Origin of the sequence: Variovorax beijingensis (genome assembly GCF_007828835.1) — a bacterium.
Taxonomy (GTDB): Bacteria; Pseudomonadota; Gammaproteobacteria; order Burkholderiales; family Burkholderiaceae_C; genus Variovorax; species Variovorax beijingensis_A.
On the sequence record NZ_VIVL01000002.1, the window covers coordinates 846311 to 861380 of the forward strand.

The 15070-nt window shown below is 68.7% G+C and carries 16 protein-coding genes; 8 read left to right on the plus strand and 8 right to left on the minus strand.

The features are described from left to right. The first annotated feature begins 37 nt into the window (after positions 1-37). Positions 38-1249, plus strand: coding sequence for a YihY family inner membrane protein (locus FB547_RS10345; protein ID WP_145741869.1), 1212 nt, complete (start codon positions 38-40; stop codon positions 1247-1249). A 10-nt stretch (positions 1250-1259) separates the two neighbouring features. On the opposite strand, the gene FB547_RS10350 is transcribed toward FB547_RS10345, so the two are convergent. Continuing rightward, the gene (locus FB547_RS10350; RefSeq protein WP_125964428.1) at positions 1260-1598 is read right to left on the minus strand and encodes an Mpo1-like protein; all 339 of its coding nucleotides are present in this window, start codon (positions 1596-1598) and stop codon (positions 1260-1262) included. A gap of 101 nt (positions 1599-1699) precedes the next feature. Here FB547_RS10350 and FB547_RS10355 point away from each other — a divergent pair, with 101 nt between their 5' ends. Both FB547_RS10355 and FB547_RS10360 read left to right on the plus strand, forming a co-directional pair. Continuing rightward, positions 1700-2083 carry a thioredoxin family protein gene (locus FB547_RS10355; protein WP_145741871.1) on the plus strand — a complete coding sequence of 128 codons (384 nt, stop codon included), beginning with the start codon at positions 1700-1702 and terminating at the stop codon, positions 2081-2083. A 14-nt stretch (positions 2084-2097) separates the two neighbouring features. Beyond that, positions 2098-2763 carry an epimerase gene (locus FB547_RS10360; protein ID WP_145741872.1) on the plus strand — a complete coding sequence of 222 codons (666 nt, stop codon included), beginning with the start codon at positions 2098-2100 and terminating at the stop codon, positions 2761-2763. A gap of 3 nt (positions 2764-2766) precedes the next feature. Here the strand turns inward: FB547_RS10360 and FB547_RS10365 are convergent, their stop codons facing one another. Then, positions 2767-3705, minus strand: coding sequence for a LysR family transcriptional regulator (locus FB547_RS10365; protein WP_145741874.1), 939 nt, complete (start codon positions 3703-3705; stop codon positions 2767-2769). A 111-nt stretch (positions 3706-3816) separates the two neighbouring features. Between FB547_RS10365 and FB547_RS10370 the strand changes: the two genes are divergently transcribed. Together FB547_RS10370 and FB547_RS10375 are read left to right on the plus strand one after the other, a co-directional pair. Next, the gene (locus FB547_RS10370; protein ID WP_145741876.1) at positions 3817-5238 is read left to right on the plus strand and encodes a M20 family metallopeptidase; all 1422 of its coding nucleotides are present in this window, start codon (positions 3817-3819) and stop codon (positions 5236-5238) included. A 21-nt stretch (positions 5239-5259) separates the two neighbouring features. Then, positions 5260-6249, plus strand: coding sequence for a Bug family tripartite tricarboxylate transporter substrate binding protein (locus FB547_RS10375; protein ID WP_145741878.1), 990 nt, complete (start codon positions 5260-5262; stop codon positions 6247-6249). Positions 6250-6259: 10 nt separating this feature from the next. On the opposite strand, the gene FB547_RS10380 is transcribed toward FB547_RS10375, so the two are convergent. Beyond that, a complete protein-coding gene (locus tag FB547_RS10380; RefSeq protein ID WP_145741880.1) occupies positions 6260-7072 on the minus strand; it encodes an alpha/beta fold hydrolase in 813 nt (270 codons plus the stop codon). Between the two features lies 1 nt (position 7073). After that, positions 7074-8384 carry an O-acetylhomoserine aminocarboxypropyltransferase gene (locus FB547_RS10385; protein ID WP_145741882.1) on the minus strand — a complete coding sequence of 437 codons (1311 nt, stop codon included), beginning with the start codon at positions 8382-8384 and terminating at the stop codon, positions 7074-7076. A 143-nt stretch (positions 8385-8527) separates the two neighbouring features. On the opposite strand from FB547_RS10385, the gene FB547_RS10390 reads away from it, so the two are divergent. After that, complete coding sequence (locus FB547_RS10390; RefSeq protein ID WP_055799807.1) at positions 8528-8968, plus strand: CBS domain-containing protein; 441 nt, start codon at positions 8528-8530, stop codon at positions 8966-8968. 30 nt (positions 8969-8998) lie between these two features. Here FB547_RS10390 and FB547_RS10395 read toward each other — a convergent pair whose 3' ends face one another. Then, complete coding sequence (locus tag FB547_RS10395) at positions 8999-9979, minus strand: Bug family tripartite tricarboxylate transporter substrate binding protein (RefSeq protein ID WP_145741884.1); 981 nt, start codon at positions 9977-9979, stop codon at positions 8999-9001. A gap of 8 nt (positions 9980-9987) precedes the next feature. Then, positions 9988-11082, minus strand: a complete 1095-nt coding sequence (add, locus tag FB547_RS10400; RefSeq protein WP_186454135.1) for an adenosine deaminase — start codon at positions 11080-11082, stop codon at positions 9988-9990. Between the two features lie 84 nt (positions 11083-11166). On the opposite strand from add, the gene FB547_RS10405 reads away from it, so the two are divergent. Next, positions 11167-12123 carry a LysR family transcriptional regulator gene (locus FB547_RS10405; RefSeq protein ID WP_145741888.1) on the plus strand — a complete coding sequence of 319 codons (957 nt, stop codon included), beginning with the start codon at positions 11167-11169 and terminating at the stop codon, positions 12121-12123. Positions 12124-12146: 23 nt separating this feature from the next. On the opposite strand, the gene FB547_RS10410 is transcribed toward FB547_RS10405, so the two are convergent. Further along, on the minus strand, positions 12147-13364 hold the full coding sequence (locus FB547_RS10410) for a polyhydroxyalkanoate depolymerase (protein ID WP_145741890.1): 1218 nt from the start codon (positions 13362-13364) through the stop codon (positions 12147-12149). Between the two features lie 98 nt (positions 13365-13462). Here FB547_RS10410 and FB547_RS10415 point away from each other — a divergent pair, with 98 nt between their 5' ends. After that, positions 13463-14119, plus strand: coding sequence for a glutathione S-transferase (locus tag FB547_RS10415; RefSeq protein ID WP_145741892.1), 657 nt, complete (start codon positions 13463-13465; stop codon positions 14117-14119). Between the two features lie 22 nt (positions 14120-14141). Here FB547_RS10415 and FB547_RS10420 read toward each other — a convergent pair whose 3' ends face one another. Next, positions 14142-14963 carry a helix-turn-helix domain-containing protein gene (locus FB547_RS10420; protein WP_145741894.1) on the minus strand — a complete coding sequence of 274 codons (822 nt, stop codon included), beginning with the start codon at positions 14961-14963 and terminating at the stop codon, positions 14142-14144. Positions 14964-15070 lie beyond the last annotated feature (107 nt).

A 15070-nucleotide genomic window follows, 5' to 3' on the forward strand; every position in this document is an offset into this window, starting at 1 on the left:
CGAAGTGCGCAAAGACGGGGGAAGGGATCGGGTTCTTATGATACCGGCCATGAATCGTCGTCAGCTCTGGAGGGATCTTTCGCGCTTTCCGTGGGGCAACACCGCGGCGGTGCTGGGCGAGCGTTTCCGCGAAGACCGGCTGGGCCTCACGGCCAGCAGCCTCACCTTCACCACCACCATTGCGATGGTGCCGTTCTTCACGGTGGCGCTCGCGCTTTTCACCGTGTTCCCGATGTTCGCCAAGCTGCAGGGGCGGCTGCAGCGCTGGCTTATCGAGAGCCTGATTCCCGACAACATCGCGCGCCAGGTGCTGGGCTACCTGAACCAGTTCTCGAGCAAGGCCGGCGGGCTCGGCATCGCGGGCCTGGTGGTGCTGCTGATCACCGCCATTGCGCTGATCCTCACCATCGACAAGACGCTCAACAACATCTGGCGCGTGCGCTCGCCCCGGCCCTTTGCGCAGCGCGTGCTGATCTACTGGGCCGCCATCACGCTCGGGCCGCTGATCCTGGCGGTGAGCCTCTCGACCACCTCGTACGTGTTCGCGGCATCGCGCGACGTGGTGGGCGGAAGCATCCTCAAGCTGTTCTTCGATACCTTCGAATTCGTGCTGCTCGCGGCCGGCATGGCCTCGCTCTACCACTACGTGCCGAACACCAACGTGCGCTGGTCGCATGCCTGGGCCGGCGGCATCTTCGTGGCGGCCGCCATCGAGATTGCCAAGCGCGTGCTGGGCTACTACCTGAGCCTGGTGCCGACCTATTCGGTGCTCTACGGCGCCTTTGCCACCGTGCCGATCCTGCTGGTGTGGATCTACGTGGCCTGGGTCATCGTGCTGCTGGGCGCGGTCATCGCGGCCTACCTGCCGAGCCTGTTGACCGGCGTTGCGCGCCGGGGCGGGCGGGCCGGATGGCCGCTGCAGCTGGCCATGGAGGTGCTGCAGCACCTGGCGCGGGCGCGCGCCACGCCGGCCAAGGGCATGGGTGCCACCGAACTCGTCACGCGCATGCGGGTCGATGCGCTGCAGGTGGTGCCGGTGCTCGAAACGCTGGTGGCGCTGGACTGGATCGCGCCGCTCGCCGAGGAAACCGCCCATGAAGACCCGCGCTACGTGCTGCTGGCCGATCCGTCCACGCCGATCGAGCCGCTGCTCAGGGAGTTGCTGATGCCGCGCGCCGAACCGCTCGAAGACCTCTGGCGCAAAGGCCCGCTGCACTCGCTGCGCCTGGGCGACGTGCTCCTGATTTGATAGTGGCCCCTCAGATCTTGACCTTGCCCAGCCAGATGTCGCGGTACATCGCCCAGTCGCCCATGAAGCTGTAGAGCGGGCGCTTGAATGAGGCCGGCTTGTTCTTCTCGAAGCCGAAATGCCCGACCCAGGCAAAGCCGTAGCCCGCAACCAGCCCGGCCAGCAGCCAGAGCGGGTTGAGCGTGACGACCAGCGCCACCAGGCACAGCAGCGAGATCGTCGAGCCCGCGAAGTGCAGGCGCCGGCAGGTGCGGTTGGCATGCTCGCTCAGGTAGAAGGGGTAGAACTCCGCGAAACTCTTGAAACGTCGCGGATCGACAGCAGATTCCGGGGCAGTCGTGGTGTTCATCGTGCGGGTCTCCTGAACGCCGGAGGCGCTTTGTCCATAATAGCCACGACCTCCCGGCCGCACCACTGCGGCTTCGTATTCACACCTTCGCCGCATCAGCCTTGAGCGCTCTTCCTGCCGCCCCCGTTTCCGCCGAGCCCGCCAGCGATGCGCCGTGGGTCGTGTGCCTGTGCGCCGAATGGTGCGGCACCTGCCGCGACTACCGGCCGCTGCTCGAGCAGGTGGCGCGGGCGCATCCGCAGTTCCGCTTCGCCTGGGTCGACATCGAGGACCACGCCGAGATTGCCGATGCCTTCGACGTCGAGACCTTTCCGACGCTGCTGATCGCCGGTGCCGACGGCACCCGCTTCCTGGGCCCGCTGCTGCCGCATGCGGAGACGCTCTCGCGCATGCTCGGCGCGCTGCAGGCGCCGCAGCCTTCCAGCCTCAACGTCGACCTGCTGCTGGCGGTGCTCGAGAAGCGTCCCGCCGACTTCGCGGTCTGACCGCGCCGCATCCCATGAACATCCTGATCTTTGGCGCCACCGGCATGGTGGGGCAGGGCGTGCTGCGCGAATGCCTGCTCGCGCCCGACGTGGCCCGCGTGCTCGCGGTCGGCCGCAGGGCCACGGCGCAGCAGCACCCGAAGCTGCAGGACCTGGTCATTCCGGACATGTTCGACTACAGCGGCTTCGAGCCGCAGCTGCAGGGCTTCGACGCCTGCTTCTTCTGCCTCGGCGTGTCGTCGGTCGGCATGAAGGAGGCCGACTACAAGCGCATTACCTACGACCTCACGATGGCTGCCGCCACCGTGCTCGCGCGGCTCAACCCGGGCATGACCTTCACCTACGTGACGGGTGCGGGCACCGACAGCAGCGAGCGCGGCAGCAGCATGTGGGCGCGCGTGAAGGGCGCGACCGAAAACGCCTTGCTCAAGCTGCCGTTCAAGGCCGCCTACATGTTCCGCCCCGGCATGATCCAGCCGCTACATGGCGTGCGTTCGAAGACGCCGCTCTACCAGGCCGCGATCATGGTGCTCAAGCCTGTGCTCGGGCTGGCCTACCGGCTCTGGCCCGACAAGGTGACGACCACCGAGAAGGTGGGCCGCGCCATGCTGGCCGTGGCGCGGCACGGCGCGCCGAAGGTGCTGCTCGATCCGGCCGACATCAACGCGCTGGGCCGCTGAGGCTCAGACGCTCGAACGCGCACGCCCCAGCTTGCGCCGGCCTGCGCTGGCAATGGCATGCACCAGGTGTTGCACGAACTCCTGCGCCAATGGCGTGAGCGTGCGGCCTTCGAGCGCCAGCACCTGAAGCTGCCGCTGCTGCAGCGGTGCCTCGGCGAAAGGGCGCGCCACCACCGTGCCCGCATCGATCAGGTGCGTGACCGTGAGGTGCCCCGACAGCATCACGTCCGGTGTGCGCAGCAGCGGCAGCAGCACCGACGAGAAATTGCTGACGAAGATCGCGCGGTACTGCAGGCCCTGCAGGCTGCACGCCTGGTCGAACAGCTGCCGCGCGGTCACGCCCTTGTCGCCCACGGCCAGCGGGTAGCGCACCGCGTCCGCCACCGACACCACGCGCTGCCGCGCCAGCGGATGGTCGGGGCGCAGCACCGCGAACACCGGCGCATTGGCCGAGTGCTCGATCTTCAGGCCGGGCTCCGGCGCCACCACGTACTTGAGTGCGATGTCCGCCTCGCCGCGCGCGAGCAGCGCGCTCACGCCATCGGGCGAGCCCACATGGAGTTCGAGCTGCGTGCCCGGATGCGCCGACTCGAAGCTGCGCATGAGCTGCGGCATGAAGTGCGCGGCAAAGCCTTCGGTGCAAGCCATGCGGATGCAGTGCGCGCTGCGGCCGCCGAGGTCGCGCACCTGCTCGATGACCTGCTCGATGTCGAGCTGCGCATTGCGCAGGTGCGCCGCGAGCCGCTCGCCGGCCGCGGTGAGCGCCATGCCCCTGGCGTGGCGCTCGAACAAGGGCGTGCCCAGGCTGTCCTCGAGCTTGGCGATCTGCCGGCTGACCGCCGACGAGGCCACGAACAGCCGCGCCGCGGCCTGGCTGACCGAGCCGCTGCGCGCCACCTCCAGGAAATGGCGCATCGGAATGCTGAGGAGCGGTGGTGTCATGGCGATTGAAGCGTTGCCTTGAAGGCAATGGTAGCTTGCGAAATCGGTGCTGGAAGCATCGCCCTTCAGGCCTTGTACTTGCTGCATCCCACGCCAACAGGAAATCCCTCCATGCAACGTACCGACAGCCTTGCCGCTGCCGCCGCCTATTTCGACGATGGCGGCTTCTTTGCCGACCTGCAGCGGCGCATCGCCTTTCGCACCGAGAGCGACACCGGCGCCGCCACGCCCGCGCTCGGTGCCTACCTGCGCGACGAGCTGGTGCCGCCGCTGGCCGCGCTGGGCTTCGCGTGCGAAATCGTCGAGAACCCCGTGGCCGGCGGCGGGCCCTTCCTGATCGCGCGCCGCATCGAAGACCCTGCCCTGCCCACCGTGCTGAGCTACGGCCACGGCGATGTGGTGAGCGGGCAGGACGCACAGTGGGACGAAGGCCTCGGCCCCTGGGTGCTCACCGTGCGCGGCGACCGCTGGTACGGGCGCGGCACGGCCGACAACAAGGGCCAGCACAGCATCGCGCTCGGCGGGCTGGCCGCCGCGCTGCGCGCGCGGGGCGGGTGCCTGGGCTACAACATCACCTGGCTCATCGAGACCGGCGAAGAGGCCGCGTCGCCGGGCCTGCACGCAGTGTGCGAGCAGCAGCGCGACCGTCTGCGCGCCGACCTGTTCATCGCCAGCGATGGGCCGCGCGTGAGTGCCGAGCGGCCCACGCTGTTCCTGGGCTCGCGCGGCGCCGTCAACTTCAGCCTGCGGCTGCGCGCCCGGGCGCGGGGCTACCACTCGGGCAACTGGGGCGGCGTGCTCGTCAATCCGGGCGCGGTGATCAGCCACGCGGTGGCCTCGCTGGTGGATGCGCGAGGGCGCATCCTGGTCGAGGCCTTGCGGCCGCCTGGAATTCCGCAGGGCGTGCGCAAGGCGCTGGCCGACATCGCCATCGGCGGCGGCGCCGACGACCCCGCGCTCGACGAAGGCTGGGGCGAGCCCGGCCTGAGCCCGGCCGAGCGGCTGGTGGCGTGGAACACCATCGAGGTACTCGCGCTCGGCGCCGGTTCGCCGCAGCGGCCCGTCAATGCGATTCCGTCCGAGGCGGTGGCGCATTGCCAGCTGCGCTTCGTGGTCGGAACGCCGTGGCGCGAACTGGCGAGCATCGTGCGCGCCCACCTCGATGCGCATGGCTTCGGCCAGGTGGAAGTGCAGGTCACGCTGGAAGGCGCGGCAACGCGGCTCGACGTGGAGAACCCCTGGGTCGACTGGGCCCGGCACTCCATCGAAGAGAGCAGCGGCCAGCGCGTCGACCTGCTGCCCAACCTCGCGGGCTCGCTGCCCAACGACGTGTTCGCCGACCTGCTGGGCCTGCCCACGCTGTGGGTGCCGCATTCCTACCCGGCCTGCGCGCAGCACGCGCCCAACGAGCACCTGCTCGCGCCGCTGGCGCGCGAAGGCCTGCAGATCATGGCTGGCCTCTACTGGGACCTGGGCGAGCCGGGGCTTGCGCCTTGGGCCGCCGGTAAGACGCTGCACGCCGCTGCCGCCTGATTTCTCTTCCTGGACGAACCCATGAAAACTGCTCTCTTCCGTCGGCTTCGTGGCCTGCTGGTCTGCACTTCGGCGCTCGTCGCCTTCCATGCCCCCGCGCTCGCGCAAGAAAAATGGCCCGACAGGCCCGTGAAGCTGGTCGTGCCCTTTCCGCCGGGCGGCGGCACCGACATCGTCGCGCGTGCGATGGGGCAGGGCCTGTCGGAGCGGCTCGGCCAGCCCGTGGTCATCGACAACAAGCCAGGCGCCGCCACCATCATCGGTACCGACGCGGTCGCCAAGGCTGCGCCCGACGGCTACACGCTGCTGCTCTCGGGTTCCACCAGCTACAGCGTGAACCCCGCGCTGCGCGCCAGACTGCCCTACGACCCGGTGCGCGACCTGGCGCCCATTGCCATCGTTGCGCGCACGCCGCTGGTGCTGGTGGTGGGTGCCGGCACGCCATGGCGCTCGCTGCCCGAGCTCATCGCCGCCGCCAAGGCCAAGCCGAAGAGCATCCGCTACGCCACCTTCGGTTCTGGCTCGGGCCCGTACCTCGCGGGCGAGCTGCTCGCGCTGGCCGCGGGCATCCAGCTGCAGGACATTCCGTACAAGGGCAGCAGCCAGGGTTCGATGGCGGTGATCGGCGGCGAGATCGAGGTCGGCATCGACACCGTGGCGGCCGTCGCGCCCCATGTGCGCTCGGGCAAGCTGCGCGCCTTAGGCATCGTGGGCGCGGCGCGCTCGAGCATGCTGCCCGAGGTGCGCACGCTGGCCGAGCAGGGGCTGCCTGACGCCACGTTCGACGCCTGGTATGGCTTTGCCGCGCCGGCGCGCACGCCGGCCCCGGTGCTCGACAAGCTGGCGCGCGTGGTCGCGGCCACGATGGGCAGCGCGGCCCTGCAGGCGCAGCTGCGCGCGCAGGGCATGGAGCCCGTCGCCATCGGCGCAGCGCCGTTTCGAACCCAGATGGAAGGCGAGATTTCCCGCTACCGCGCGCTGGCGCACCGCGCAGGCATCGCGGCGGAATAAAAGCGGCTCTTCAGGCGGGCGCGCCGAGGAAGTCGCGCAGCGCGAACAGCACTTCGTCGGGCGCCTCGCTCATCAGTGCGTGGCCGGCGTGCACCGTCACCACCTTGGCGTTGCGGGCCTTGCCCACCAACGCCCTGGTCGCGCGCGGCGGCGTCATCTGGTCGGCATCGCCGAGCAGGAACAGCACGGGGCATTGCACGGCTTCGATCGCTTTCTCGCCGTTCGCGTAGTCGTTGCAGGCCTTGAAGCCGATGTGGAACACGTTGGCGTAGCGGTTGCTCGCGAACACGCGCCGCATCAGCGCACGCGAGCTGCCGTAGAGCCAGGTGCCGGGGCCGAGCGAGGAGGGCGGGGGCGCGAGCAGCGAGTGCGAGAAGGTGTTGACCATCGCGATGGCGCGCTGCGGGTCGTTGAGCGCGCCGTCGAGCAGCGCGGGCGACACGGCCATCGGGTAGGCAGTGCCCACCAGCGCCAGATGGGTCACCCGTTCGGGTGCACGCGAAGCGGTCTCGAGCGCGATCAGCGAGCCGAAGCTGTGGCCCACGAGCGCGGCCTTCTGCACGCCGGCCGCATCGAGCAGCGCGATCACGAACTGCGCCGCCTCTTCCACGCTGGCCGGCGGCGGGCCTTCGCTCCTGCAGTGGCCGGGCAGGTCGACCGCGAGCACGTTCCAGCCGTGGTTGGCGAACCAGCGGCTCTGCAGGATCCACACGCTATGGTCGTTGAGCACGCCATGGATGAAGACGACCGTGGGCTTTACCGCATCGAAGGGCTTGCCGCCGGTGTAGCAATATGTGGTGTGGCCGTTGACGGTGTAGTTCATGTCAGGCACCCGCCTTTTCCGCGGCCTTCAGGGCGCGCTTCAGGTCGTCGATCAGGTCGGCGGGGTCTTCCAGGCCGATGGACAGGCGGATCGTGCCCTGCGAGATGCCCGCGCCCGCCAGCGCCTCGTCGGTCATGCGGAAGTGCGTGGTGCTCGCGGGATGGATCACCAGGCTGCGGCAGTCGCCCACATTGGCCAGGTGGCTGAAGAGCTTGAGCGCCTCGATGAAGGCCTTGCCCTGCGCGCGGCTGCCCTTGATGTCGAAGCTGAACACCGCGCCTGCGCCGCGCGCGCCATGGCGCAGCAGCTTCTGCGCGAGCACGTGGCTCGGGTGCGATTCGATCAGCGGATGTCCCACGCGCGACACGAACGGGTGCGTGGACAGGAACTCGACCACCTTCTGCGTGTTGTCGATGTGCCGCTCCATGCGCAGCGGCAGCGTCTCGATCCCTTGGAGGATCAGCCACGCCGTGTGCGGGCTCATCGAGGCGCCGAAGTCGCGCAGGCCCTCGCGCCGGGCGCGCAGCAGGAACGCGCCGACCGTGCTTTCCTCGCTGAAGACCATGTTGTGAAAGCCGTCATAGGCCTGCGTGAGTTCGGCGAACTTGCCCGATTTCTCCCAGTCGAAGCTGCCGCCGTCGACCACCACGCCGCCAATCACCGTGCCATGGCCCGAAAGGAACTTGGTGGCCGAGTGGTAGACCAGGTCGGCTCCCCAGTCGAAGGGCTTGATCAGGTAGGGCGAGGTGAGCGTGGAGTCGACCAGCAGCGGCACGCCGGCTGCATGGGCAATGTCGCTCACGGCCGGGATGTCGAGCACGTCCAGGCCCGGGTTGCCCACGGTTTCGCCGAACAGGAGCTTGGTTTCGGGCCGGATCGCGGCGCGCCAGCCGTCCAGGTCGCCGGGCTTCACGAAGGTGGTCTCGATGCCGAAGCGCCGCATCGTGTAGTGCAGCAGGTTCTGCGAGCCGCCGTAGAGCGCGGTGCTCGCCACGATGTGGGAGCCCGCGCCCATGAGCGTGGCCACCGACAGGTGCAGCGCCGCCTGGCCGCTGGCGGTGGCAATAGCGCCGATGCCGCCTTCGAGCGCCGAGACGCGCTGTTCGAGCACCGCGTTGGTCGGGTTGCTGATGCGCGAGTAGACATGGCCCGCGCGCTCCAGGTTGAAGAGCGCCGCCGCATGGTCGCTCGACTCGAAGACGAAGGAGGTGGTGAGGTGGATCGGCACCGCCCGCGCGCCGGTGGCGGGGTCGGGCGCGGCGCCGGCATGCAGCGCCAGGGTGTCGAAGCCGGGGTCGGAATAGCCGGGCATGGGAGCCTTTCTGGGTTCGTTCGCAATGCCCCGTTACGTCTGCTAATCATGCGAGCGCAACATGGGCGTGGGAGTCGGCGCCGATTGTGGGCTATATTCAAATCGGCACCGCCGCCGAGAACGATTTCCGAGAGGAGCACACGATGAAAGTCAGCGACATCCTTCGCGTCAAGGGCAACACGCTCTTCACCATCACGCCCGACGACCTGCTGGCCGAAGCCGTCAACACCATGGCGGAAAAGGACATCGGCTCCCTGGTGGTCATGGAACACGGCGACCTGGTCGGCATGCTCACCTTCAGGGAAGTGATCCTGGCCATCGTCGACAACGGCGGCCAGGTGGGCGGCACGCTGGTGCGCAAGGCCATGGACGACGCGCCCGTGACCTGCACGCTCGAAACCGATCTCGACGAAATCCGCCGCATCATGCTGGAGCGCCATGCGCGCTACATGCCCGTGATGGACAAGCGCATGCTGATGGGCGTGATCAGCTTCTACGACGTGGCCAAGGCGGTGGTGGACAGCCAGAACTTCGAGAACAAGATGCTCAAGGCTTATATCCGCGACTGGCCCGAAGAGCAGTAACCAGCCACGCGCCGGCTCTGGCCGGCTGGCTTATTCCTTGATGTTGGCCGACTGCACGATCTTCTGATTGCGGGCGTATTCGGCCTGGACGAACTGGCCGAACTGCTCCGGCGTGCCGCTGCCGGGCAGGGCGCCCTGCTCATTGAGCTTGGCACGCACCTGCTCCTCGGCCAGCACGGCGTTCAATTCCTGGTTGAGGCGCGCCACGATGGCGGGCGGAGTCCGGGCGGGGGCGAAGATGCCGGTCCAGCTCACCATGTCGTAGCCCTTGAGCCCGGGCATCTCGTTGAAGGTGGGCACCTCGGGCAGCGCGGCGAGGCGCTGGCTGCCGGTGATGCCGAGCGCCTTCAGGCGGCCGCCGTTCACGTGCGGAATGGCGCTGGTGCTGACCAGCATCGCCAGGTCGACCTGGTTGCCGATCACGTCCGTGGCAATCTGGGCGCCGCCGCGGTAGGGCACATGGGTCACGAAGATGCCGCTCTTCTGCTTGAGCAGCTCCATCGCCAGCTGCAGCACCGTGCCCACGCCCGAGGTGGCGTAGTTGTAGGCGCCGGGCTTGGCCTTGGCGAGCTTCACGAAGTCGGCATAGGTCCGGGCCTCGAGGCCGGGCCGCGCCACCAGCACCATCGGCGCGGTGTTGAGCATGCCGACCGGCGCCAGGTCCTTGAGCGGATCGAACTTGAACGCCGAGGGGTTGACCAGCCGCCCGATGGCGATCGCGCTGTCGGGCCCGACCACCAGCGTGTAGCCGTCGGGTGCTGCGTTGACGGCCTTGGCCACGCCGATGGCGCCGCCTGCGCCGCTCACGTTCTCGATGACGACCGACTGCTTCAGCCGCTCGCCCAGCCGCGTGGCGACGAGGCGCGCGTTGACGTCCACGCTGCCGCCCGCGGTGTAGGGAACGATCAGCGTGACGGGCCTGGCGGCGGGCCATGCGCCCTGTGCGAGCGCCGCGGCGGGCAGCACCGAGCAGAGGGTGGCGGCAAGAAGAAGGCGGCGAGGGTTGTTCATGGCGTGGTTCATTGCGGGTGGGCGGGATGCTGCGGCGCTTGCGCAAGGCCGGCGCGCAGCGTGTCGAACTCGCGGCTCCATTGCGTGCGCCAGGCGCGGCGCTGGGTGTCGTCGATCCATGCGCCGTCGAGCCCGTTGTGCATGAAGCCGCGCAGCTCGTCCAGCCCGAAGCCGAAGTCGCGCGCCATCATCAGCCAGGCCTCGGTGGGCGTGACCTTGTGCAGCGTCGGGTCGTCGGTATTGGGATGGATGCGCAGGCCCAGGCCGGGCATGCGGCGGATGGGATGGTCGAGCGCCCAGCGTTCCGGCGGCAGCGTGCGCAGGTAGTAGGAGTTGGTGGGCACCACGGTGAAGATGACGCCGCGCTCGGCGCACTGGCGCGCGAAGTCGGGCTGGTCGACCACCGTGTAGCCGTGGTCGATGCGGTCCACCTGCAGCACCTCGAGCGCGGTGCGCACGTTGGTCCACGGCATGCCGAACTCGCCCGCATGCGCGGTGGCCTTGAGTCCGGCGCGCCGCGCCTCGGCGTAGGCCTGGGCGAAGAGTTCGGGCGGCCGGTCGACTTCGCGGTAGTCGATGCCGATGCCGATCACCTCGTCGCAGCGGTGCACCTTGACCCACGCCACCATTTCCACGGCGGCCTCGGGGCTGGCCTCGCGGTCGATGGCGGCGATGAGCCGGCCGGTGATGCCGAACTCCTGCTGCGCGTCATGGATCGCGCGCACGATCGCGCCCTGCGCCATCGGGTAGGCAATGCCGGAGCCGTGCACCGTGCCGGTCGGGTTCCAGAAGAATTCGGCGTAGCGCACGTTGTGGGCCGCCGCGTCCTCGAGGTATTCGCGCGTCAGCTGGTAGAGGTCGCCGGGGCTGCGCACCAGCTGCGCGTCGAGCGCGCGCAGCACGCGCAGCACGCCGACCGGCTTTTCTCCGCGCGTGTAGAAGCCTTCGATCTCCTCGGCCGCGAGCGGCGAGCCGGCGCGGTGGTTGAGCTGCTTGAAAGTCTCATGGCGCACCGTGCCGAACAGGTGGCAGTGCAGCTCCACCTTGGGAATCGCATGCAGCATGGATTCCAGCGTGAGCGGCGGCGAGGCGGGGCTGGTCATGTCGGCCAGTCTAGGGAAGGTCAGCTCATAAACAAAATTTTGAATTTCTATAATTTGATTCATTGAATCGATAACAGGAACGCCATGGCCTCCTTGCCGCTCCGGGCGCTCACCCTGCGCCAGCTCCAGTTCTTCTCGGTGCTGGTGGAAGAAGGGCATTTCGGCCGCGCGGCGCGCCGGCTGGCCATCACCCAGCCGGCGCTGAGCAACGCGATCAAGCAGATGGAGAAACTGCTCGGCGCCGAACTGCTGACCCGTTCCACCCACCGCCTCGAACTCACCCCGGTGGGCGCCGAGGTGCTGGCGCGCACCGATTTCCTGGTCAACACCTTCGAGGTAGCGCTGCGAGACATCGAAAGCACGGTGCAGCGCGGGCGGGCCTTCGTGCGCGTGGGCGTGATCCCCTCGGCCAGCGCGCGCGTGACGGCCGCGGCCAGCGAGTTTCTGCAAGCCGGGCAGCGCGAGGTCGAGATCGCCTGGCGCGATGCGCCTTCGACCACCTTGCTGGCCGAACTGCGCAGCGGGCAGCTCGACATGGCGGTGGCCGCCATCACCGAGCCGCCGGGCGGGCTGGCCTGCGTCGACCTGTTCCGCGACCCGCTGGTGCTGGTGGTGCGCCGCGACCATGCGCTGGCCACGGCCGCGGACGCGAGCTGGGAGGCCATCGGCCGCGAGCGGCTGGTGCTGTTCGAGAGCGGCAGCATGCCGGCGCTCGGCAACCCGGCGCGCGCGCAGTTCGAGCAAGGCCCCGAGCCCTACCGCGTGAGCTATTCCGAAACGCTCTATGCGCTTGTGCGCAGCGGCCAGGCGCTGGGCTTGATGCCGCGGCTCTACACCTCGTCGCTGCGCGACCCTGAACTGGTGGTGCTGCCGCTCTCGAAGCCGCGCGTCGAGCGCCGCGTGGTGCTGGCCTACCTGCCGGGGCCGATCCGCAACGTGGCGGCGCAGGAACTGATCGCGTTCCTGCGCGAGCGGCTGCCGCAGGCAGGCGAAGCGACAGTGCGGCGCGTGGCGACGAAAGGGAAGCGCAGCCGGCGCTGAAGGCGGGCATTCGCCCCGAAGGCTCAGTGCAGCTCGGCCGCGGCGTGGATGGTCTCGCGCACGCGCGGATAGATCTGCGCGTTCCACTTGCTGCCACTGAAAACGCCATAGTGGCCCACACCGGCCTGCAGGTGATGCACCTTGAGGTACGGTCGGATGCCGGTGCAGAGGTCTTGCGCCGCCACCGTCTGGCCGACCGAGCAGATGTCGTCGCGCTCGCCTTCCACCGTGAGCAGCGCGGTGCGGCGGATGGCCGCCGGGTTCACCGTGCGCTCGCCCACGGTGAGTACGCCGCGCGGCAGGTCGTAGGTCTGGAACACGCGTTCCACGGTCTCCAGGTAGAACTCGGCCGGCAGGTCGTTCACCGCCAGGTACTCGTCGTAGAAGCTGCCGATGGTGCGCGCCTTCTCGACCTCGCCCTCGACCAGGTGGCGGAGCATGTCCTGGAACTGCTTCCTGTGGCGCTCGGGGTTCATGCTCATGAAGGCCGAGAGCTGCAGGAATCCCGGGTACACGCGCCGCATCATGCCGGCATGCGGCCAGGGCACGTGGCTGATGAGGTTGCGGCGGAACCACTCGATCGGCTTGCTGGTGGCAAGCGCATTCACGCCCGTCGGGTTGACCCGGCAATCGACCGGGCCGGCCATCAGCGTGAGGCTGCGTGGCGTGGCGGGGTTGTCGTCCTCGGCCATCAGCGCGGTGGCGGCCAGTGCGGACACGCAGGGCTGGCAGACCGCGACCATGTGCACGCCCGGGCCCACGGCTTCCAGGAAGCGCATGAGTTGCAGCGTGTAGTCGTCCAGGCCGAAGCCGCCATGCCAGAGCGGCACGTCGCGCGCGTTGTGCCAGTCGGTCAGGTACACGTCGTGGTCGCGCAGCAGGGTGCGCACGGTTTCGCGCAGCAGCGTCGCGAAATGGCCCGACAGTGGTGCGACCAGCAGCACGGGCGGGTGCACGGCCTGCGTGTCCTTGCGGAAATGCAGCAGCGTGCCGAAGGGCGAGACCAGCGTTTTCTCTTCGTGCACCGCGGTTTCCGCGCCATCGACCGGCACGCTGGCAATGCCGTAGTCGGGGCGCGAATGGGTCAGCCGCATGCGCGAAAACACTTCGAACTGCGCGGCCATGCGCCGCAACATGGTGCGTTCGGTGCCGTCCTTCCAGAGGGCCCGGGCGAGGTACTGGGCTGCGAGCCGGGAGGGCGAAAGCAGATCGGCTTGGTTCTGGTAGGCCCGGTACAACATGAAAGTAGTACAGGCAAGTTGCGGGCCAAGCGGTGGCACAGGCCTTGCACGCCCCATGGAGCCAACCGGCAGCAGGCAGCCCGTCAAGGAGATCCACGATGGCCAAACCCGTTCTCACGATCAGCAGCAAGAACTACGGCGCCTGGGCGCTGCGGGGCTGGCTGATGTGCAGGCTGGCAGGGCTCGACTTCAGCGAGAAGATCATTCCGCCCGACGACCCGGCCATGAAGGCCGAGATGCTGCTGCTCTCTTCGTCGATGCTGGTGCCCTCGCTGCAGCACGGCAGCGTCAAGGTGTGGGACACGCTGGCCATCGGCGAATACCTGAACGAGATCAAGCCCAAGAGCGGGCTGCTGCCGGCCGACATCCAGGCCCGCGCGCATTGCCGCGCCATCTGCGGCGAGATGCACTCGGGCTTCGCTTCGATGCGCGGCGCACTGCCGATGAACATCAAGGCCCGGTTCCGCGGCTTCAAGATCTGGTCGCGGGCGCAGGCCGACATCGACCGCATCGTCGCCATCTGGCGCGAGTGCCTGAAGACCTACGGCGGTCCTTTCCTGTTCGGCAAGCAGCCGGGCATGGCCGATGCGATGTATGCGCCGGTGGTCACGCGCTTCCTGAGCTACGACGTGCCGCTCGACAGCGTCTGCGCCGCCTACTGCAAGCGCGTGATGGACCTGCCCGCCATGCAGGAGTGGGTGGCCGCCGCGAAGGAGGAGCCCGAGGAAATCGACGAGCTCGACGCCGAGTTCTAGGCCGATTTTCTGCGCCGGTTCTTCAGGCCGGGGGTGGCCCGAAGCCCACCTGCCGCAGCTTGCGCTCGATGCCCTGCGCCGCCTGTTGCAGGTCGGCCAGGTGCGCCGAGACGATCTCGCGCTCGGTCTTCACGGCCGGCAGCCACGCGCAGCTCAGGCAGCCCACCACGCGTTCGTCCAGGCGCACCGGCACCGAGAGCGCGCCGAAGCGGTCGGGCGAATCCATGCTGGTCGACGTCGGGTCGCGCACCACGTAGCCCTGGTCTCTGGCATGGGCCACCATGCGCCGGATGTTCTCGGGGCGGCGCGCGGCGCGGTCGGTGTCGTTCGGCGAACGGGCCAGCGCCGCGAGAATCTCGCGCCGCTCGTCCTCGGGACAGAACGACAGATAGCAGCGGCCGAGCGACGACAGCAGCATGGGCGGCCTGAAGCCCAGTACGCGGTAGTTCACAGCCAGGCCGTTGCGCGGCCGGTCGGTGTCCAGGATGAGCATGGCCGCGCCGTCGCGCACGCCCAGGTCGGTGGGCCACGGCACCAGGCGCTGCAGCGTGGCGCGGGGCTGCGCTGCGAGCGCTGACAGGCGAGCGCGCCATTGCACCGCGGGCCCTGATTCGCCGCTGGCCGGGGCCGGCACGTAGCGCTTGTCGAGCTCGCTGCGCTCGGCCCATCCGGCCTGTTGCAGTGTCTTCAGGATGCGCAGCAGCGTGGCCTTCGAGAGGCCGGTCTGGCGATGCAGCTCCGACAGCGTGGCGGCCGACGAGCGCTGGATGGCCAGCATCACGTCGAGCCCGCGGCGCAGCGCATCGATCGATTTCACGCCTCGGACTCCGGCGGTGTCTGCCATGCAGGGCTCCAGAAAAAAGTTCACCTGGTGAAACTATATCTTCTGGCTTCGGCAGCGCGTTCCTACAGTGCATCGACCCCACCCGTCGTCCCACTGAAAAGGAAACC